This is a genomic window from Kitasatospora purpeofusca (assembly GCF_000718025.1).
GTDB classification, from domain to species: domain Bacteria; phylum Actinomycetota; class Actinomycetes; order Streptomycetales; family Streptomycetaceae; genus Kitasatospora; species Kitasatospora purpeofusca.
This window is the reverse complement of sequence record NZ_JODS01000001.1, coordinates 607,100-623,703: the sequence shown is the minus strand read 5'-3', so window position 1 is coordinate 623,703 and position 16,604 is coordinate 607,100. Positions and strand designations below refer to the sequence as shown.

Sequence of the window (16,604 nt, the reverse complement as noted above, 5' to 3'; positions counted from 1 at the left end):
GGCCCGCCGTCGGACCCTACTGGACGGTACGGCCCGACCCCGAGCCCGCGGCGGCACTCTCCCGCCGCACGCGTCGGAGGCGCCGACCGGCCGGTCCGCCGCACGTGCTCTGCAGTCCAAGCAGGTTTCTTGCCATAACTGGTTTGTGATGCAAAGCTGACGGCATGACAGACGCATCGGTGCCGTCGTCGGGCGCCCCCCAAGAAGTGCTCGCCAGTCTCGGTGATCTGACCCGCAGGGTCCGCGCCGCCCAGCGCGCCACCTGGTTCCCCCTCCTCCTGTTCGGCGTGCTCACCCTCGGCGGGATCCTGGTCGACCGCCTCACGTTCAGGGTCGAGGAGGTCACCCCCTGCCCGCCCGGCCCCTCGCGGGCCGATGTGGTCCTCACGGTCTGCACCGCCGCCAAGCAGGGGTCGCCGCTCTACTGGACGGCCGGGATCGCCCTCGTCTACGCCGCGACCGCGGTCTTCTACGTCCGCCGCGCCCGTGCGCGCGGCGTCGGGAGCCCGATCCGGCCCTACGTCCTCACCGGCGTCGCCCTCGTCGTGGTGGTGGCGGCGACCATGTTCTGGGTCGGCCGGAACGGGATCCCGCAGCCCGGTGAGCCGCTCGACTTCTGGGGCCTGCAGCTCGACCCCGGGGCCGGGACGACGCAGTTCCTCGAACGGCTCACCGGGGAGGCCGCGGCCGTCGGGCTGCCGCTGCTGGTGCTGTCCTGGGTCGAGCGCAGCCGCGCGCTGCTGCTCTTCGCGCTGGCCTACCTGCTCCTCGAACTGGTGCCCATCTCCACCGGCTGGGCGGGGATCGGCGCCGCCTCGCCCTGGTCGGGCCTGCCCCGTCTGATCGTCCCCGGGGTGTTCCTGCTGCTCGGCGCCCTCGGCTTCGCCCTGGTCCAGCTGCCCCGGCGGCGCGACGCCTCATGACCGAAGAGCACGATCAGCACCCCGTCAACGGACTCGACGACGTGGTCCACCAGCGCGTCCGCCTCGGGATCCTCACCGTGGCCCACGAGGCGCGCCGCGTCGAGTTCGGCTTCCTCCGCACGGCACTCGGCCTCACCGCCGGAAATCTCAGCCAGCACCTGGCCGTCCTGGAGAAGGCCGGACTGGTCGCCGTCGAGAAGGGCTACGAGGGCAGACGGGCCCGTACCTGGCTCTCCCTCACTCCCGCCGGTGACCGCGCCCTCCGGGACGAGGTCACCCAGCTCAAGCGGCTCATCCACCTGATCGAACAGGGTGGTGCGGCCCCGGAGGGATAGGGCTCGCCCCAGAGCCCCCGCCGTCCCCCCGGGCCGTGCGCAACGGGCGACGGCCCGCCACGGGGGTGCGGGCCGCCGTCCGTGCGGACGACCCGGGCCGGGTGGAACACGTTCTACTCGGTCCGGGCGCGGCGTGCCAGAATCGGCCCGACCGACGATCCGCGAATCCGCGAAGGACCCGGGAGCAGCCCATGCGCGCCGCCATCCTGCACAGGACCGGTCAGGACACGCTCGACGTCCGCGACGACGTCGAGGCGGTCGGCTTCGGACCGGGCAAGGTGAGGATCCGGCTGCGGGCCGCCAGCCTCTGCCACTCCGACCTGTCGGCGATGAGCGGCGTCCTGCCCCAGCCCGCGCCGTTCGTCCCCGGCCACGAGGGGGCCGGCGACGTGGTCGAGGTCGGCGAGGGAGTGACGGGGGTCGCCGTCGGCGACCGGGTGGTGCTCAGCTGGATCGCGCCGTGCGGCCGCTGCGCGCACTGCGGGCGCGGGCGCTCCCACCTCTGCGTGGCCGGTCTGCGGCGGCTCGGCGCCCCGGGCTTCCGCTTCGGCGGGGACGGGGACGGGGCGGGGGAGGCGTCCGGCTTCTACGGCACCGGCACCTTCGCCGAGGAGGTGGTGGTGGACCGCGACGCGGTGGTCCCGGTGCCCGCCGACCTCCCGTACGAACTGGCCGCGCTGATCGGCTGCGGCGTGACCACCGGCATCGGCGCGGCCGTCCGCACCGCCCGGGTCGAGCCCGGCGCGTCGGTCGCGGTGATCGGCGCCGGCGGGGTGGGCGTCGCCGCCGTCCAGGGCGCCCGGGTCTGCGGCGCGGCCCGGATCGCGGTGGTCGACCCGGTGGTGTCCCGCCGGGAACGGGCGCTCGCCTTCGGCGCGACCGAGGCACTCGCCCCCGAGGAGCTCAGGGCGGCGGCGAAGGGCCTGCCGGGCGGCGGCTTCGACTACGTCTTCGAGGCGGTCGGCCGCTCGGCCACCGTCCGGGCGGCGTACGACGCGGCCCGGCGCGGCGGCGCCGTCGTGGTGATCGGCGCCGGGGCGCAGGACGATCCGGTGCGGTTCACCATGGGGGAGCTGTTCTTCAACGAGAAGCGGCTGCTGCCCTCGCTGTACGGCGGGGCCCCGCTGTCGGACACCGTGGCGCTGGTGGTGGAGCTGTGGCGGGCCGGGCGGATCGACCTGGCGGGGATGGTCACGCACCGGGTCGCGCTGGCGGAGGTCAACGAGGCGCTGGCGCAGATGCGGGGCGGCGAGGCGCTGCGGACGGTCGTGCTGCCGGGCTGAGGGCTGAGGGCTGCGGACTGACGGACTGCGGGCTCGGGCGCCGGGCGGTGGGTCCGGCCGCGGCACCTCGCCGGGCCGGACCCACCGCGACCGGCTCAGGCCAGGTCGGCCGAGGCCGCGCGATGGCGGCCGTGCGGGTCCGCCTCGGGGGTGTCGTCGGCGGCGGAGCGGCCGCGGTGGCGACCGGCCGCCGCGGTGTCCTCGGCCACCGCCGGTCCGGACGATGGTCGAGCAGCACCACCGCCCCGGCGGCCCCCGGGAAACGCCCTAACCCGGGCGGCCGGTGCGCAGGAAGCCCGCCAGCAGTTCGTGCAGCACCGCGCCGCCCTCCTCGGCCAGCACCTCGTGCCCGGCCCCCGCCGCCTCGACGTAGCGGAAGTCGGCGCCCTCGGTGCGCCCGATCCGCAGCAACTCGTGCCGCAGCGAACGGGACTGGCTCACCGGTACCACCTCGTCCCGGTCACCGTGCACGACCAGCAGCGGCGCGCCGATCCGGTGCACCAGCTGGAGCACGTCGCGCGGTCCGCGGGCGTCCGCGATCGGCTCCCCGCCGCCCAGTCGGGTGGTCAACGCCCGGACCGGGTCGGCGGCTTCGGCGAGCAGCCGGGCGCCGGACAGGAACGGCGCGACCACCGCGCAGCGCGCCACCTGCTCGGCTGGGGCGTGGGCCGCCGCCAGCAGCGCGAGGAAGGCGCCGTAGCTGACCCCGAACAGGGCCGGCGGTTCCAGTCCGAGCGCGGCCCGCTGGCCGGCGATGCCCTCCAGCAGGTGCAGGACGTCGTCGAGGTCGGGCCCGCCCCAGGCACCCCGGATCGCCAGCGCGTGCGCCACCCCGTAGCCCGTCGAGCCGCGCTGGTTCGGGGCGAGCACGGCCAGGCCCTCGCCGGCCATCCGCTGCAGCGCCGGGTCGAACTCCAGTCGCCAGGCGTCCGCCGGGCCGCCGTGCAGGGCGAGTACCAGCTGGGGGCTGCTCAGCCAGGCGTCCCCGCCGTACACCACGGCCTCCAACGGGCCTGTCGGGCCGGAGAGTTCGAGGCTCTGCGCGGGGTGCCAGCGGCCGCCGTCGCCCGGCTCGGCGGAGCCGTCCAGCCGCCAGCCGCGCGGCGTCGTGCCGGGGCGGCTCCTGGTGGTGCCGTGCTGCCAGGGCAGCACGGTGTCCCGCCACGGCCCCGGCAACCCCGAGCCCAGCGGCGCCAGTTGGAGCGGCAGCGGCACCGGCCCCGAGGTGCTGGCGACCGGGCCCTGGGTCAGCAGCGCGTCCACGTCCAGGGTGGCGAGCGCGGCCGGGTGGTCCGGCGCCGAGTACGGCAGCCGCAGCCCGTCCGCCGACCAGTGGCCGACCGCGCCCAGGCGTCCGGGCGGGACCGGCAGCGGGTCCAGCCGGCCCAGGGCGGGCCGCCACAGGGCGAGCGAGCAGCCCGCGCCGTGGTCGATCTGCACCGCGACCCGGGGTCCGTCGGCGGCCGGACGCAGGGCGACCGGCCGCAGCAACATGCCCGCGACGTGCAGGACTTCGGGGAACCGCAGCGGCTCCCCGCCGCCCGGCACGCCCCAGCCGATCCGGTCGGTGCCGGGCGCGTCGCTGCGCACCATGGCGAACCGGCTGTCCGGGTCGAACAGCAGCAGCCGGTCGTTGCTGCGCTCGCCGATCTCCAGCAGCGGGGTGACGGTGCCGGTGCGCAGATCGAGCACCACGGTGCGGACCAGCCCGTCGCCCACCCGGTCGAGGGCCAGCAGTGCGCCGGCGTGGTCCAGCCAGATGCCACCGCCGTGCAGGCCCGGGATCTCGGCGATCTGGTGCGGTGGCGAGCCGTCGGCCCGGACCACCCAGACCGTGGTGCCCGGTCGGGTGTCGCTGCCCACGGCGAGGGCGACCGGGGCGCGGGGGCCGGACGGCGCGCCCGCCGGGAGCGGCAGGAGCCGGAGCCCGGGCATCCGCAGGGTGGTCAGCGGCCGTTCGGCGGTGACGGCCCGGCCGTACTGGTCGGTGGCGGCGGAGAGTGTCACCAGGTCGTGCCGGTCGCCGTCGGCCCGGCGGACCAGCACCGAGCCGTCCGGCAGGGCGACCAGCTGCGAGCGGAGGTCCTCGGAGCGGTGGCCGGGCAGCGGGAGCCCGGTCGGCCGGGCGGGGCCCCGGGCGGGGAGGTGCCAGCTCTCGGCGTACCAGCCGCCGTCGGCGGCGGAGGCCAGGCAGGCGGCGTGGCTGCCGTCGGGGGCGAAGGTGAAGCCGAGCCGGCGCAGGGCCTGGGTCCCGGCCCGGGTGGTCACGTCCACGGATCCACCCGCCCGGCCGGATCGGGACCGGTCCGCCCGGACGGCGCACCGAGGGGTGGGTCGAAGGGTGTGTCGAAGGGGACCGGGTCCACCCAGAGCCGCGGGCCGCCGTGCCGCAGTCGCAGCAGGAAGGCCAGCGCCCCCGCCGTCCCGGTGCCGTACGCGGGCGCGCACCCGGTACCGGTCTCGTCCGGCAGCGCCAGCAGCCCGTCGCGCAGGGCCGCGCGGGCGGCGATCAGCAGGCCCGACTCGACGGCGGCGGAGCGGAACCCCGGATCACCGGTGGCCTCGGCGAGGTCGAGCAGGAACTCCCCGTCCCCGGCCAGGCCGTGGCAGGCGCAGACACCGCTGTGCCAGCGCCCCGCGGTGACCGCCCGCCCGGCGGCCAGGGCCAGCCGGTGTGCGTCGGCGTCGCCGGTGGCGCGCCAGAGCCGCAGCAGGAAGGTGCCGGCGCCGGAGGAGCCGTTGCACCAGTGGGTCAGGCGGACGTGCGCGGGGTCGTCGGCGCTCCGCGGCCACCGGGCGGCGGGGGCGGCGCCGTCGCCGGCCCGGCCCGGGGCGGCCGAGGGGTCGAGGCGGGCGGTGGCGGCGAGGGTGCGGCCGGCCTGGACGGCGCCGGCGAGCAGCGCGGCGTCACCGGTGGCCCCGGCCGCCGCCAGCAGGAAGGCGCCGACACCGGCGACCCCGTGCGCGAACCCGAGGTGGGTGATCCCGGCGAGCGCGGAGTCGAAGTCCTGCGGCACCGGCCACACCGCGCCGTAGGGCGCCTGCCGGGCGGCGGTGAGGAGGCCGTGGCCGCACCGCGACGCCCGGGCCAGGAACTCGGCCGACCCGGCCGCCGCCCCGCCCGCACCGTCGTCGGCGGGGGACCCGGCCAGCTCCTCGGCGGCGCAGCGGAGTTGCAGGAAGCCGGCGCCGGCCGCGCCGTGGCAGACGTCCGGGTTCGGCCACTCGACGGCTATCCGCGCGGCCAGCTCGGCCGCCCGCCGGGCCAGGGCCCGGTCGTCCAGGGCGCGGGCGGCGTCCAGCAGTGCCCAGGCGGCGCCGGAGCGTCCGAAGTGCAGCCCGGGCAGCACCACCGGTTCGGCGGCGCAGCGGCGTTCGATCCAGTCGGCGGCGGTCCGGGCGGTGGTCCGGGCGCCGGTCCGGACGTCCTCCGGCAGCCCGGCGGTGACGGCCGCCCGGGCGAGGACGGCCAGTACCCCGGCCGCGCCGTGCTGGACGTTGCAGGGGTCCGCCCGTTCGCCGGCCGGCACCACGGGCCACAGCCGGTCCCGGCGCGAGGGGGTGGCGGTGGCGGCGATGTGGCGCAGTCCGTCGTGCAGCACCCGGTCGAGGACCGCGGTGTCGCCGCGGTCGCGGCTGCGGTCGGGGCCGGCGGTGCGGCCGTGGACGCGGGTGGAGGCGGCCGGTCCGGGCCCCGGCCGCTCGGGCGTCGCCGCGGGTTCGGTGTGCCAGAACGCGTCGCTGTCGGTGCGGTCGGTGCCGCCGTCGGCTCCGGTCGGCCCGGGTCCGTCGAGGCGCTCGGGCTCCCGCGCCGGTGCGGGGCGGTCCGGGCCGGACGGGCGGTCGGCCCGGGCGGGGGTGCGCCCGTCGGTCGCGAGGGACTCCCGGACCAGGGCCGGGTGCCAGCGGTGGCGCGGGTCCTCGGCGCGCAGGCCGAGGACGGCCGGGGCCAGCCGGCGCGCGGTGGTGCCGCAGCGGGCGGCGAGGGCGAGCCAGCGGCCGAGCCGGTCGGTGACCGGGCGGGCGTGCGGCAGGTCCTCGGGCAGCAGCGGGTCGTGGCCGGTGGCGAGCAGGAAGAACAGCCCGCCCAGTGCGTAGAGGTCCGCCTCCGGCTCGGCGGTGCGGGTGCCGTCGCCGCGGCGCCCCGCCGTCAGGCCTGCGAACCCGCCGCCGCGCCGGGCCGCCGCCGGGGCCGCCCCGGTGACCAGGGCGAGCCGCCCCGGCGCCTGCTCGGGAGCACGGTAGCCGGGCACGCCGGCCGCGCCGGCGGGGCTGCCGGCCTCGGCGGCCAGCTCCAGGTCCACCAGCCGCAGCGAGCCGTCCGGCTGGACCAGCACGTGGCCGGGGGAGAGGTCGCGCAGCACCAGCCCCTGCTCGTGCACCCGCTCGACGAGGTCGAGCAGGATGTGGGCCATCGGTCCGGCCTCGGCCCAGTCGACGTCGGGGCTGCCGTCCCGGCGCAGTCTGGCCGCGACCCAGCTGCCGAGCGGCTGTCCGGCGATTCGTTCCTGCACCAGGAAGAGCGAGTCGTCCTGTTCGACGAGTTCGACCGGTCTCGGGGCCAGCCCCAGGCCCTCCAGCCGGGCGAGCAGCGCGGCCTCGTGCCGCAGGGCGGCGCGCGCGTCGGTGCCGGCCGGGTCCATCTCGATGTGCGCGCGGGCCTGCTTGACCACCACCTCGGCGCCGCCGTCGGTGTCGCGGCCGAGGAAGACGCCGCCCTTGGCGCCGTGCCGGATCGCCCCGGTGACCACGTAGCGCCCGGCGAGCAGGACCCCGCCGCTGCCGCGCCGCCGGGGCGCGGGCCGGCCGACGCCCGGCCGGTAGCCGGGCCCGGGGGAAGCGGCGGGACCGGGCGCACCGGGCGGGGTCGGGCCGAGCGGGGCCGGGCCGGGGGAGGCCCGCGGTCCGTCGAACGTCCGCGGTCCGTCGGCGGCCAGCGGGTCCCGGGCCCAGGGCGGGATCCGGTACGCGGCCCCGCGCACGTCCTCGACCCGCTCGCCGTCCGGCCCGCGCAGCATCGACCGGTACCCGCCGTCGTTGCCCAGTTCGGCCCGGGCCGCGATGGCGCCGTACCGGTAGTGGACGAGGCTGCCGGGCCGGTACGGGCGGTCGGAGAGCACCGCGGGCCCGGGCAGGCCGTCGGTGGCGCGGTGCAGCGCGGCGGCCAGCCGCCGGAACTGCGGTTCGCCGACCGGGTAGACGGTGATGAACTTGCCGGCCGAACCCTGTTCGCTGTGGCGTGAGTTGAGCTCGTGCAGCTGGGCCGGGCCGGTCGCGAACCGGAACGCGCACGGGTCCTCGGCGAGTACTTCGGTGACGGCCGCGAGCACCGCGCCGCCGACCGTGGAGGCGGCGCTGACGTGGAGCTTCCAGCCCTCGTCGGGGAGTTCGCCCGGGGTCGGTCTGGCCGTGCACCAGAAGCCCTCGACGTCCACCTGCCAGCGGACCCGCCGGTCCGGTCGGTCCCGTCCGTCCCGTCCGTCCCGTCCGCTCCGTCCGTGCTGCCCGTCGGTGCGCCCGTCCGGTCCGTCGACCGGTCGGCTCCCGGCGGCGAGGGCGGCACGTGTCATCCCGGGCCACCGGCCGTCCCGGTCCGGACCGTCGCCCGCCGAGCCGTCGCCCGTCGGGTCCGTGCCGCCGGCCGTCCGCAGCGATGTGTCCGCCCGCATCCGCCACCACATCCCTTCGTCGGGTGCCGACGCGCCCGCCCCGGTGCCCACTGCTCGGGCACCGGGCGCGCGGCCACGGCCTGAAATCGGTTCCTCGGAAGGCCCGGGGGCCGTCGCCCGGTGGCGGCCCGCACCGCCCCGGCCGCATCCGGCCCGTTCGGCGCGCCTGGCCCGCCGGGTGCACCCGGCGTGCACCGGTGTGTACCCGGGCCGGCGTCTCCGGCCGGTCGCCCTCCCGGTGCCCCGGTCGGGGCGACTCCCGCTGCCGGGACAACTCCCGTTCGCAGAAGTGAAGTTACTTTCGGTAGCGAGCGATGCTCAATCCGAAGCCGGTCACTTCACTCGTAAGGGTGATCCGGGCGCCGTTTCGAATTCGTGCGAGCCGCGGGGTGTGCGCGACGATCGCCCGGTCACCCGGCCCGAACGGTCCCGGGCGCCGGTCGAACGAGGCCGCCGTCCGCCCGGGGACACCCGCGCCGCGGGTTGACGCGCGCCCGCGCGCCCCCGGCGGGGCCGCCCACCGGGCCCCGGGGCCGGTCCGGCGGGCGCTCGGGCCGCCGGGCGGGCGGCCGGGCGGGCGGACGGCTCCCCCCGTGCGCACGGTAGTCTCGACAGGTGCCGAAACTGTCCGACGTCATCACCGCCCTCGAAGAGCTGTACCCGCCGCAGTGGGCGGAGTCCTGGGACGCCGTCGGCCTGGTCTGCGGAGACCCTCAGGCCGAGGTCCGCCGCGTGCTGTTCGCCGTCGACCCCGTGCAGGCGGTCGTCGACGAGGCCGTCGAGTGGGGGGCGGACCTGGTGGTCACCCACCACCCGCTGTACCTGCGCGGCACCACCACCGTGGCCGCCACCACCTTCAAGGGCCGGGTCGTGCACACCCTGATCCGCGCCGGGATCGCCCTGCACGTGGCCCACACCAACGCCGACCACGCCGACCCGGGCGTCTCGGACGCGCTCGCCGAGGCGGTCGGTGTGACCGTGACCGGCCCGCTGGTCCCGGACCCGACCGACCCGCTGGGCCGGCGCGGCACCGGGCGGGTCGGCCTGCTGGAGCCCCCGCTGCCGCTGGCCGCGTTCGCCGCGCGGGTCGCCGCCGGCCTGCCGGCCACCGCCGCCGGCGTCCGGGTCTCCGGCGACCCGAACCGGCTGATCAGCCGGGTCGCGGTGTGCGGCGGCTCGGGCGACAGCCTGTTCGCCGAGGTGCGCGCGGCGGGCGTCGACGCCTACCTGACCGCCGACCTGCGCCACCACCCGGCCTCCGAGGCCGCCGAGGCGGCGCCGGTCGCCCTGGTCGACGCCGCGCACTGGGCCACCGAGTGGCCCTGGCTGCCGCTGGCCGAGCGGGCGCTGCTCGGTACCGCCGAGAAGCGCGGGTGGACCGTGGAGACCAGGGTCTCCCGCACGGTCACCGACCCGTGGACCGCGCACGCCCCCATGTCCTTCCCCGCCTGACCCGATTCACAGGAGCTCTCCGCTTGAACGCCGCGCCCGCCGACCAGATCCGCCTGCTCGACCTCCAGGCCTTCGACTCCAAGCTCGACCAGCTGGCCCACCGGCGGCGCAGCCTGCCGGAGCACGCCGAGATCGACAAGGTCAACGCCGACCACACCGCGCTGAAGGACCTGGTGATCGCCGCCCAGGCCCAGCACGGCGACACCACCCGTGAGCTGACCAAGGCCGAGCAGGACGTGGAGCAGGTGCGCTCCCGGGCCGCCCGCAACCAGCAGCGCCTGGACTCCGGCGCGATCACCTCGCCGAAGGACCTGGAGAACCTCCAGCACGAGATCGGCTCGCTGGCCAAGCGCCAGGGCGACCTCGAGGACGTCGTGCTGGAGATCATGGAGCGGCTGGAGTCCGCCCAGACCCGGGTCACCGAGCTGACCGCGCGCCTGGAGCACTCCACCGTCGTGCTGACCGAGGCCGAGGGCCGCCGGGACGCCGCGTACGCCGAGATCGACGCCGAGGTGGAGAAGGTCCGCCGCGACCGCGAGGCCGTCGCCGCCGTCGTCCCGGCCGACCTGATGAAGGTCTACGCCAAGCTGCGCGAGACGCAGGGCGGCGTCGGCGCGGCCCGGCTGTTCCAGCGCCGCTGCGAGGGCTGCCGCACCGAGTTCTCGATCACCGAGCTGAACTCCATCAAGGCCGAGCCGGCCGACAAGGTGGTCCGCTGCGAGAACTGCTCGCGGATCCTGGTCCGCACCGCCGACTCGGGCGTCTGACCCGGTGGCCGTGCGCAGGTTCGTCGTCGAGGCGGACGGCGGTTCCCGGGGCAACCCGGGGCCGGCCGGCTACGGCGCGGTGGTCCGGGACGGCGACACCGGACAGATCATCGCCGAGGCTGCGGAGTTCATCGGCCACGCGACCAACAACGTCGCCGAGTACAAGGGCCTGATCGCCGGCCTGAGGGCGGCCCGGGCGATCGACCCGGCCGCCTCGGTGGACGTCCGGATGGACTCCAAGCTGGTCGTCGAGCAGATGTCCGGCCGGTGGAAGATCAAGCACCCGGACATGCAGCCGCTCGCGGCCGAGGCGCGCGAGGTCTTCCCGCGCGGACAGGTGGCGTACACCTGGATCCCGCGCGAGAAGAACAAGGACGCCGACCGGCTGGCCAACGAGGCGATGGACGCGGGCAAGGCGGGGCGCCAGTGGGAGCCCAGGGCCCCCGAGGCCGTCGCCGTCGTCGACGAACCCGCACCGCCGCTGGAGACCGCCGCCCCCAAGGCAGGCTGGGCGGCGCCCGCCGACCTCGGCACCCCGACCACCTTCGTCCTGCTCCGGCACGGCGAGACCCACCTCACGCCGGAGAAGCGGTTCTCCGGCAGCGGCGGCACCGACCCGGAGCTGTCGGAGAAGGGCCGCTGGCAGGCCGAGCGGGCCGCCGAGGCGCTCGCCGCGCGCGGTTCGGTCCAGGCCGTGGTGGCCTCGCCGATGCTGCGCACCCGGCAGACCGCCGAGACCGTGGCCGCCCGGCTGGGCCTGGAGGTCCGGTACGAGGAGGGGCTGCGCGAGGTCGACTTCGGGGCCTGGGAGGGGCTGACCTTCGGCGAGGTCCAGGAGCGGCACCCGGAGGACCTCGCCGCCTGGCTCGGCTCCGCCAGGGCCAGGCCGACCGGCGGCGGCGAGAGCTTCACCACCCTCACCCACCGGGTCGGGGTGGCCCGGGACAAGGTCCTCGCCCGCTACCCCGGGAAGACCGTGCTGGTGGTCTCGCACGTCAGCCCGATCAAGACGCTGGTCCGGCTGGCGCTGGGCGCCCCGCCGGACTCGCTGTACCGGATGGAGCTGTCCGCCGCCTCGATCTGCGCCGTCCAGTACTACGCGGACGGCAACGCCTCGCTGCGGCTGCTCAACGACACCGGGCACCTGCGCTGACGGACGCCGGGGCCGGTCGGATCCCGTCCGGCCGGCCCCGGCGCGCCTCGGTCCAGGAATGCGTCCGGGAAACGTGTCCGGGAACGCGTCCGGGGACGCTCAGTGCACCTCGGTGACCACCACGTCCAGCTGCCACGGCTTGCGCGCGGTGCCCTCGGCGGCGACCTCCACCCGGTGGCCGAGCCCCAGCAGGGCGTCCAGCAGCTCGCCGGGCGTCTTGGGCTCGGCGCCCGCGACCAGCAGGTCACGGACCAGGCGGCCCTTGGTGGCCTTGTTGAAGTGGCTCACCACCGTGCGCCGGCCGTCGCGCTCCTGCAGCACCCGCACGGTCGCCGTCCGGGCGACGAGCTCGCCGGCGGGCTTCCAGGCGGCCGCGTACGCGGAGGAGCGCAGGTCCAGCACCAGCCCGTCGGCGACCTCCGGCAGCACGGACGCCGTCGCGCTCCGCCAGTACGCTCCGAGCGCCCCCAGGCCGGGGAGCTTCACGCCCATCGAGCAGCGGTAGGGCGGGATCCGGTCGTCGATCCGCACGGCGCCCCAGAGCCCGGAGAACACCAGCAGCGTCCGCGCGGCGCGGTCGTACGCGGCCTCGTCGAGCGTCGCCAGCCCGAGGTTGTCGAAGAGCACCCCGGTGTACACCTCCCCGGCCGGGAAGGCGCCCGCCGTCGGCAGGCCCGCGTTGCGCGCCACCTCGCCGCGCAGCCCGGGGCTCAGCCCCAGCACCTCGGCGGCGGTGTCCTCGTCGCCGCGGCAGAGCCCGACCAGCGTCTCCAGCACCCGGGTCCGGGCCGCCGTCAGCCCGGGCAGCGACAGTCCGTCGAGCGCCACCGGCACGCCGTCCCCGGACGCGGCCTTCCCCTCCGAGGGCGGCAACAGGACCAGCACGGCGACTCCTCAACACTTTGTGGCGGCGGACCCGGCCACCCTACGCAACCGGCCCCGGCTCCCGGTAACCCGTACCGGCTGCCGCCACCACCGCCGCACCGGTGCCGAGCGCCAGGCAGAGCGGCGAGTAGTACCGGGAGTCGAGGCGCCGGAACCGCTCCGAGCGCAGCGCCCGCTCGCCGCCGACCAGCGTCAGCCCGCCCGCGCCGCGGGTCAGCAGCACCGCCGACACCGTCCACACCCCCGCCCGGCGCAGCCGCGCCGGCCCGACCGCCGGCACCGCCCCGGCCTCCGCGGCCACCAGGTAGGCGGCCGCACCGAGCAGCCCCGCCACCGCCGCGCACGCCGCCGCCGGGGGCACCCCGTCGCCGGTGCCGACCACGGTGTCCGCGAACTCCTCCGGGGTCCGCAACGGCCACGGCGACACCGTCCACACCGCGTGCAGCGCCCCCGTTCCCGCCAGCACCCCGGCCACCGCCGTCCCCACGACCCGTACCGCCCGCATCGCCCGTTCCCCCTTCGCCGTCGATCATCAGCGCCCCCACGCTACGACTCCTTACGCCGACGGCCCGCTCGCGCGCCCGCCCCGCTCGCGCGCCCCGGCCGCGCGCCCCGCCCGGACACCGGCACGCCGCCCGCCGCCGACCTCCGGCCGGAACCACCCGCCCGGCCCTACGCTGCCCCCATGCCCCGCCGAAAACTGCGCGTCAAGGCCGCCGACTCCGCCCGGATCAATGCCGAACTGGCCGAGCTGCGGGCCGCCCTGGAGATCCGCACCGAATGGCCCGAGGCGGCGCTGGCGGAGGCCGAGCGGGCCGCCGGGGCACCCCGGCTGCCCGACCACGACGCCACCGAGCTGCCGCTGTTCACCGTCGACCCGCCCGGCTCCCGCGACCTCGACCAGGCGATGCACCTCGCCCACCGCCCCGGCGGCGGCTACCGGGTGCACTACGCCATCGCCGACGTCGCCGCCTTCGTCCGCCCCGGCGGGGCGATCGACGAGGAGGCCCGCCGCCGGGTGCAGACCCTGTACTTCCCCGACCGGCCGGTCGCGCTGCACCCCACCCGGCTCTCCGAGGACGCGGCCAGCCTGCTGCCCGGCGAACCCCGCCCCGCGCTGCTCTGGCAGATCGACCTGGACGAGGACGGCGCCGTGGTCCTCGCCGACCTGCGGCGCGCCGTGGTCCGCTCGCACCGCCGGCTCGACTACGCGGCCGTCCAGCGCGCCGTGGACGCCGGCGGCGCCGACGAGCAGCTCGTCCTGCTCGCCACCGTCGGCCGGCTGCGCGAGGAGCGGGAGCGCGAGCGCGGCGGGATCAGCCTCCCCGTGCCCGAGCAGGAGATCGAGGAGACCCCGCGCGGCTACGTCCTCGGCTACCGCGCGCCCACCCCCGCCGACGGCTGGAACGCCCAGATCTCGCTGCTCACCGGCATGGCCGCGGCCGAGCTGATGCTGGACGCCGGGGTCGGCCTGCTCCGGACCCTGCCCGCCGCGCCGCCCGCCGCGTACGAGCGGCTGCGCCGCACCGCCCGCGCGCTGGACATCGACTGGCCCGACGGCCTGCCGTACCCGGACCTGGTCCGTTCGCTGGACCCGGACCGCCCGCTGCACGCCGCCTTCCTGAACGAGTGCACCGGACTGCTGCGGGGCGCGGGCTACCGGGCCTTCGACACCGCCCGGGGCGTGCCCGCGCCCGACGACCCCGGGCACGCCGCGCTGGCCGCGCCGTACGCGCACTGCACCGCGCCGCTGCGCCGGCTGGGGGACCGGTTCGCCCAGGAGGTCTGCGCGGCGGTCGCGGCGGGCGAGGAGCCGCCGGACTGGGCGCGCGAGGCGCTGGTGGACGTGGCCGCGCTGATGACGGCGGGGGACCGCCGCGCGGGCGAGGTCGAACGGGCCTGCGTGGACCTGGTGGAGGCGGAGGTGCTGTCCGGCCGGGTGGGCGAGGACTTCCCGGCGGTGGTCATCGACGTGGACGGCAAGCGGCCGGACCGGGGCACCGTCCAGCTCCGCGAACCGGCCGTCCGGGCCCGCTGCGACCGGGCGGGCACCGGGCCCGGCGAGGGGGCCGACGGGGAGTCACCCGGCACCGCCCTGCCGCTCGGCGGCCGGATCGCCGCGCGGCTCACCGTCGCGGACCCCGCCACCCGGACGGTCCGCTTCGCCGCCCTCTGAGCAGGGTCCCGGTGGGAGGATCGACACGTGCCCGATGCGACCTTCATGAGTCCGCCGCCCGTCGCCGACCCCGGCCGGCGCCGCCGACAGCTCGTCCTGGCGATCTGCTGCATGAGCCTGTTCATCGTCGGTCTCGACAACACCGTGGTGAACATCGCCCTCCCGGAGATCCAGAAGGACCTGGACGCCCCGGCCTCCGGTCTGCAGTGGATCATCGACGCCTACACCCTGGTGCTGGCCTCGCTGCTGATGCTGTTCGGCTCGCTCGCCGACCGGTTCGGCCGCCGCCGGGTGTTCCAGACCGGCCTGGTGGTCTTCGTGCTCGGCTCGCTGCTCTGCAGCCTGGCGCCGAGCCTGGGGTGGCTGGTGCTGTTCCGGGCGGTGCAGGCGGTGGGCGGTTCGATGCTCAACCCGGTGGCGATGTCGATCATCACCAACACCTTCACCGAGCCCCGCGAGCGGGCCCGGGCGATCGGCGTCTGGGGCGGGGTGGTCGGCATCTCGATGGCGCTCGGGCCGCTGCTCGGCGGCTTCCTGGTGCATGCCGCCGGCTGGCCGGCGATCTTCCTGATCAATGTCCCGGTCGGACTGCTGGCCTGCCTGCTGACCGCCCGTTACGTCCCCGAGTCGCGGGCACCGCGGGCCCGCCGGCTCGACCCGGTGGGGCAGCTGCTGATGGTGGTGCTGCTCGGCTGCGGCACCGCCGCGATCATCGAGGGCCCGGACCACGGCTGGACCTCCCCGCTGATCCTCGGCCTGGCCGTGGCCGCGCTCGCCGCGCTGGTGGCCTTCCCGCTCTGGGAGCGGCGGGTCGCCGAGCCGCTGGTGGACCCGAGGTTCTTCCGCAGCGCGCCGTTCACCGGGGCCACCCTGACCGCCGTCTGCGCCTTCGCCTCGCTCGGCGGGTTCCTCTTCCTCAACACCATCTACCTGCAGGACGTCCGCCGGTACAGCCCGATGGAGGCCGGCCTGTGGACGCTGCCGATGGCGGTGATGATGCTGGTCTGCGCGCCGCTGTCGGGCCGGATCGTCGGCGCCAGGGGTCCCCGGCTGCCGCTGGTGCTGGCCGGGCTCGGCCTGGTCGGCAGCGGTCTGCTGCTGACCCGGCTGGCGGCGGACTCCCCGCCGGGGCTGCTGCTGGCCGCGTACGGGCTGTTCGGCTTCGGCTTCGGCTTCGTCAACGCGCCGATCACCAACTCCGCCGTGTCCGGCATGCCGCGGGCCCAGGCCGGGGTGGCGGCGGCCGTCGCCTCGACCAGCCGGCAGGTCGGCCAGTCGCTCGGGGTCGCGGTGATCGGCACCGTGGTCGTCTCGGCCGTGGCCGGCCCGGTGCTCACCGGCTTCGCCCCGGCGAGCCACGCCGGCTGGTGGATCCTGGTGGGGCTCGGCGCGACGATCCTGGTGCTCGGCCTGGTCACCACCTCCGCCTGGGGCACCGCCACCGCCGCCCGGGTGGCCGCCCACCTCGGCGCGGAGGCGCCGCCGGCCCGCCCCGGAGTACGGGAGGCCCCGCCCGAGCGGCTACGATGACCCCTACGGCGGAAGAGCCGGCCGGGCGGTCGCGACGGGTCCCAGGACCCGCCGAGGAACGTCCGGGCTCCACAGAGCAGGGTGGTGGGTAACGCCCACCCGGGGTGACCCGCGGGACAGTGCCACAGAAAACAGACCGCCCGCCGCTTCGGCGACGGGTAAGGGTGAAACGGTGGTGTAAGAGACCACCAGCGACCGGGGTGACCCGGCCGGCTAGGTAAACCCCACCTGGAGCAAGGTCAAGATCGGCGCCCCAGGGCGCTGTGCGCGGATGCTTGAGGGCTGCTCGCCCGAGTCCGCGGGTGGACCGCACGAGGCTGTCGGCAACGGCAGCCCTAGATGGATGACCGCCTCCCCGGCCCGCGCGAGCGGCCCGGGAGACAGAACCCGGCGTACAGGCCGACTCTTCCGCCCCTGACGTCCGCGAAGGC

General features: G+C 76.9%; 12 protein-coding genes and 1 other RNA gene. 9 read left to right on the top strand and 4 right to left on the bottom strand.

Annotated features, from left to right (window positions below; translation table 11 throughout):
- The first annotated feature begins 164 nt into the window (after window positions 1-164).
- From IF01_RS0102835 to IF01_RS0102825, 3 genes are all read left to right on the top strand, one after another.
- Window positions 165-923 carry a hypothetical protein gene (locus IF01_RS0102835; RefSeq protein WP_157855142.1) on the top strand — a complete coding sequence of 253 codons (759 nt, stop codon included), beginning with the start codon at window positions 165-167 and terminating at the stop codon, window positions 921-923.
- Entirely contained in the window at window positions 920-1,258 is a 339-nt protein-coding gene (locus IF01_RS0102830; RefSeq protein WP_030391610.1) for a transcriptional regulator, read from the top strand. Before IF01_RS0102835 ends, IF01_RS0102830 begins: the two co-directional genes overlap by 4 nt.
- A gap of 191 nt (window positions 1,259-1,449) precedes the next feature.
- Entirely contained in the window at window positions 1,450-2,541 is a 1,092-nt protein-coding gene (locus tag IF01_RS0102825) for an alcohol dehydrogenase catalytic domain-containing protein (protein WP_030391609.1), read from the top strand.
- A gap of 267 nt (window positions 2,542-2,808) precedes the next feature.
- Here the strand turns inward: IF01_RS0102825 and IF01_RS43470 are convergent, their stop codons facing one another.
- Both IF01_RS43470 and lanL read right to left on the bottom strand, forming a co-directional pair.
- The gene (locus IF01_RS43470) at window positions 2,809-4,815 is read right to left on the bottom strand and encodes a S9 family peptidase (protein WP_051754838.1); all 2,007 of its coding nucleotides are present in this window, start codon (window positions 4,813-4,815) and stop codon (window positions 2,809-2,811) included.
- On the bottom strand, window positions 4,806-8,111 hold the full coding sequence (gene lanL / locus IF01_RS41220) for a class IV lanthionine synthetase LanL (RefSeq protein ID WP_157855141.1): 3,306 nt from the start codon (window positions 8,109-8,111) through the stop codon (window positions 4,806-4,808). The genes IF01_RS43470 and lanL overlap by 10 nt, the downstream gene beginning before the upstream one ends.
- Window positions 8,112-8,825: 714 nt before the next feature.
- Here lanL and IF01_RS0102805 point away from each other — a divergent pair.
- The 3 genes from IF01_RS0102805 to IF01_RS0102795 are packed head-to-tail and all read left to right on the top strand — an operon-like array spanning window position 8,826 to window position 11,582.
- On the top strand, window positions 8,826-9,662 hold the full coding sequence (locus IF01_RS0102805; protein WP_030391606.1) for a Nif3-like dinuclear metal center hexameric protein: 837 nt from the start codon (window positions 8,826-8,828) through the stop codon (window positions 9,660-9,662).
- A gap of 23 nt (window positions 9,663-9,685) precedes the next feature.
- The gene (locus tag IF01_RS0102800) at window positions 9,686-10,429 is read left to right on the top strand and encodes a zinc ribbon domain-containing protein (RefSeq protein WP_030391605.1); all 744 of its coding nucleotides are present in this window, start codon (window positions 9,686-9,688) and stop codon (window positions 10,427-10,429) included.
- A gap of 10 nt (window positions 10,430-10,439) precedes the next feature.
- A complete protein-coding gene (locus tag IF01_RS0102795) occupies window positions 10,440-11,582 on the top strand; it encodes a bifunctional RNase H/acid phosphatase (RefSeq protein ID WP_375340967.1) in 1,143 nt (380 codons plus the stop codon).
- 99 nt (window positions 11,583-11,681) lie between these two features.
- Here IF01_RS0102795 and yaaA read toward each other — a convergent pair whose 3' ends face one another.
- Together yaaA and IF01_RS41215 are read right to left on the bottom strand one after the other, a co-directional pair.
- Entirely contained in the window at window positions 11,682-12,467 is a 786-nt protein-coding gene (gene yaaA / locus IF01_RS0102790; RefSeq protein WP_030391603.1) for a peroxide stress protein YaaA, read from the bottom strand.
- A gap of 40 nt (window positions 12,468-12,507) precedes the next feature.
- Window positions 12,508-12,972 (bottom strand): DUF3995 domain-containing protein, encoded by a 465-nt coding sequence (locus tag IF01_RS41215; RefSeq protein ID WP_037778645.1) that lies wholly within the window; start codon window positions 12,970-12,972, stop codon window positions 12,508-12,510.
- Between the two features lie 180 nt (window positions 12,973-13,152).
- Between IF01_RS41215 and IF01_RS0102780 the strand changes: the two genes are divergently transcribed.
- The 3 genes from IF01_RS0102780 to rnpB all read left to right on the top strand — a co-directional run bounded on the left by IF01_RS0102780 (window position 13,153) and on the right by rnpB (window position 16,584).
- Window positions 13,153-14,643: an RNB domain-containing ribonuclease gene (locus tag IF01_RS0102780; RefSeq protein WP_030391601.1), complete on the top strand. Its 1,491-nt coding sequence runs from the start codon at window positions 13,153-13,155 to the stop codon at window positions 14,641-14,643.
- 45 nt (window positions 14,644-14,688) lie between these two features.
- Complete coding sequence (locus IF01_RS0102775) at window positions 14,689-16,173, top strand: MFS transporter (protein ID WP_051743092.1); 1,485 nt, start codon at window positions 14,689-14,691, stop codon at window positions 16,171-16,173.
- A 13-nt stretch (window positions 16,174-16,186) separates the two neighbouring features.
- Window positions 16,187-16,584: RNase P RNA component class A (rnpB, locus tag IF01_RS43480), an RNA gene on the top strand.
- Window positions 16,585-16,604 lie beyond the last annotated feature (20 nt).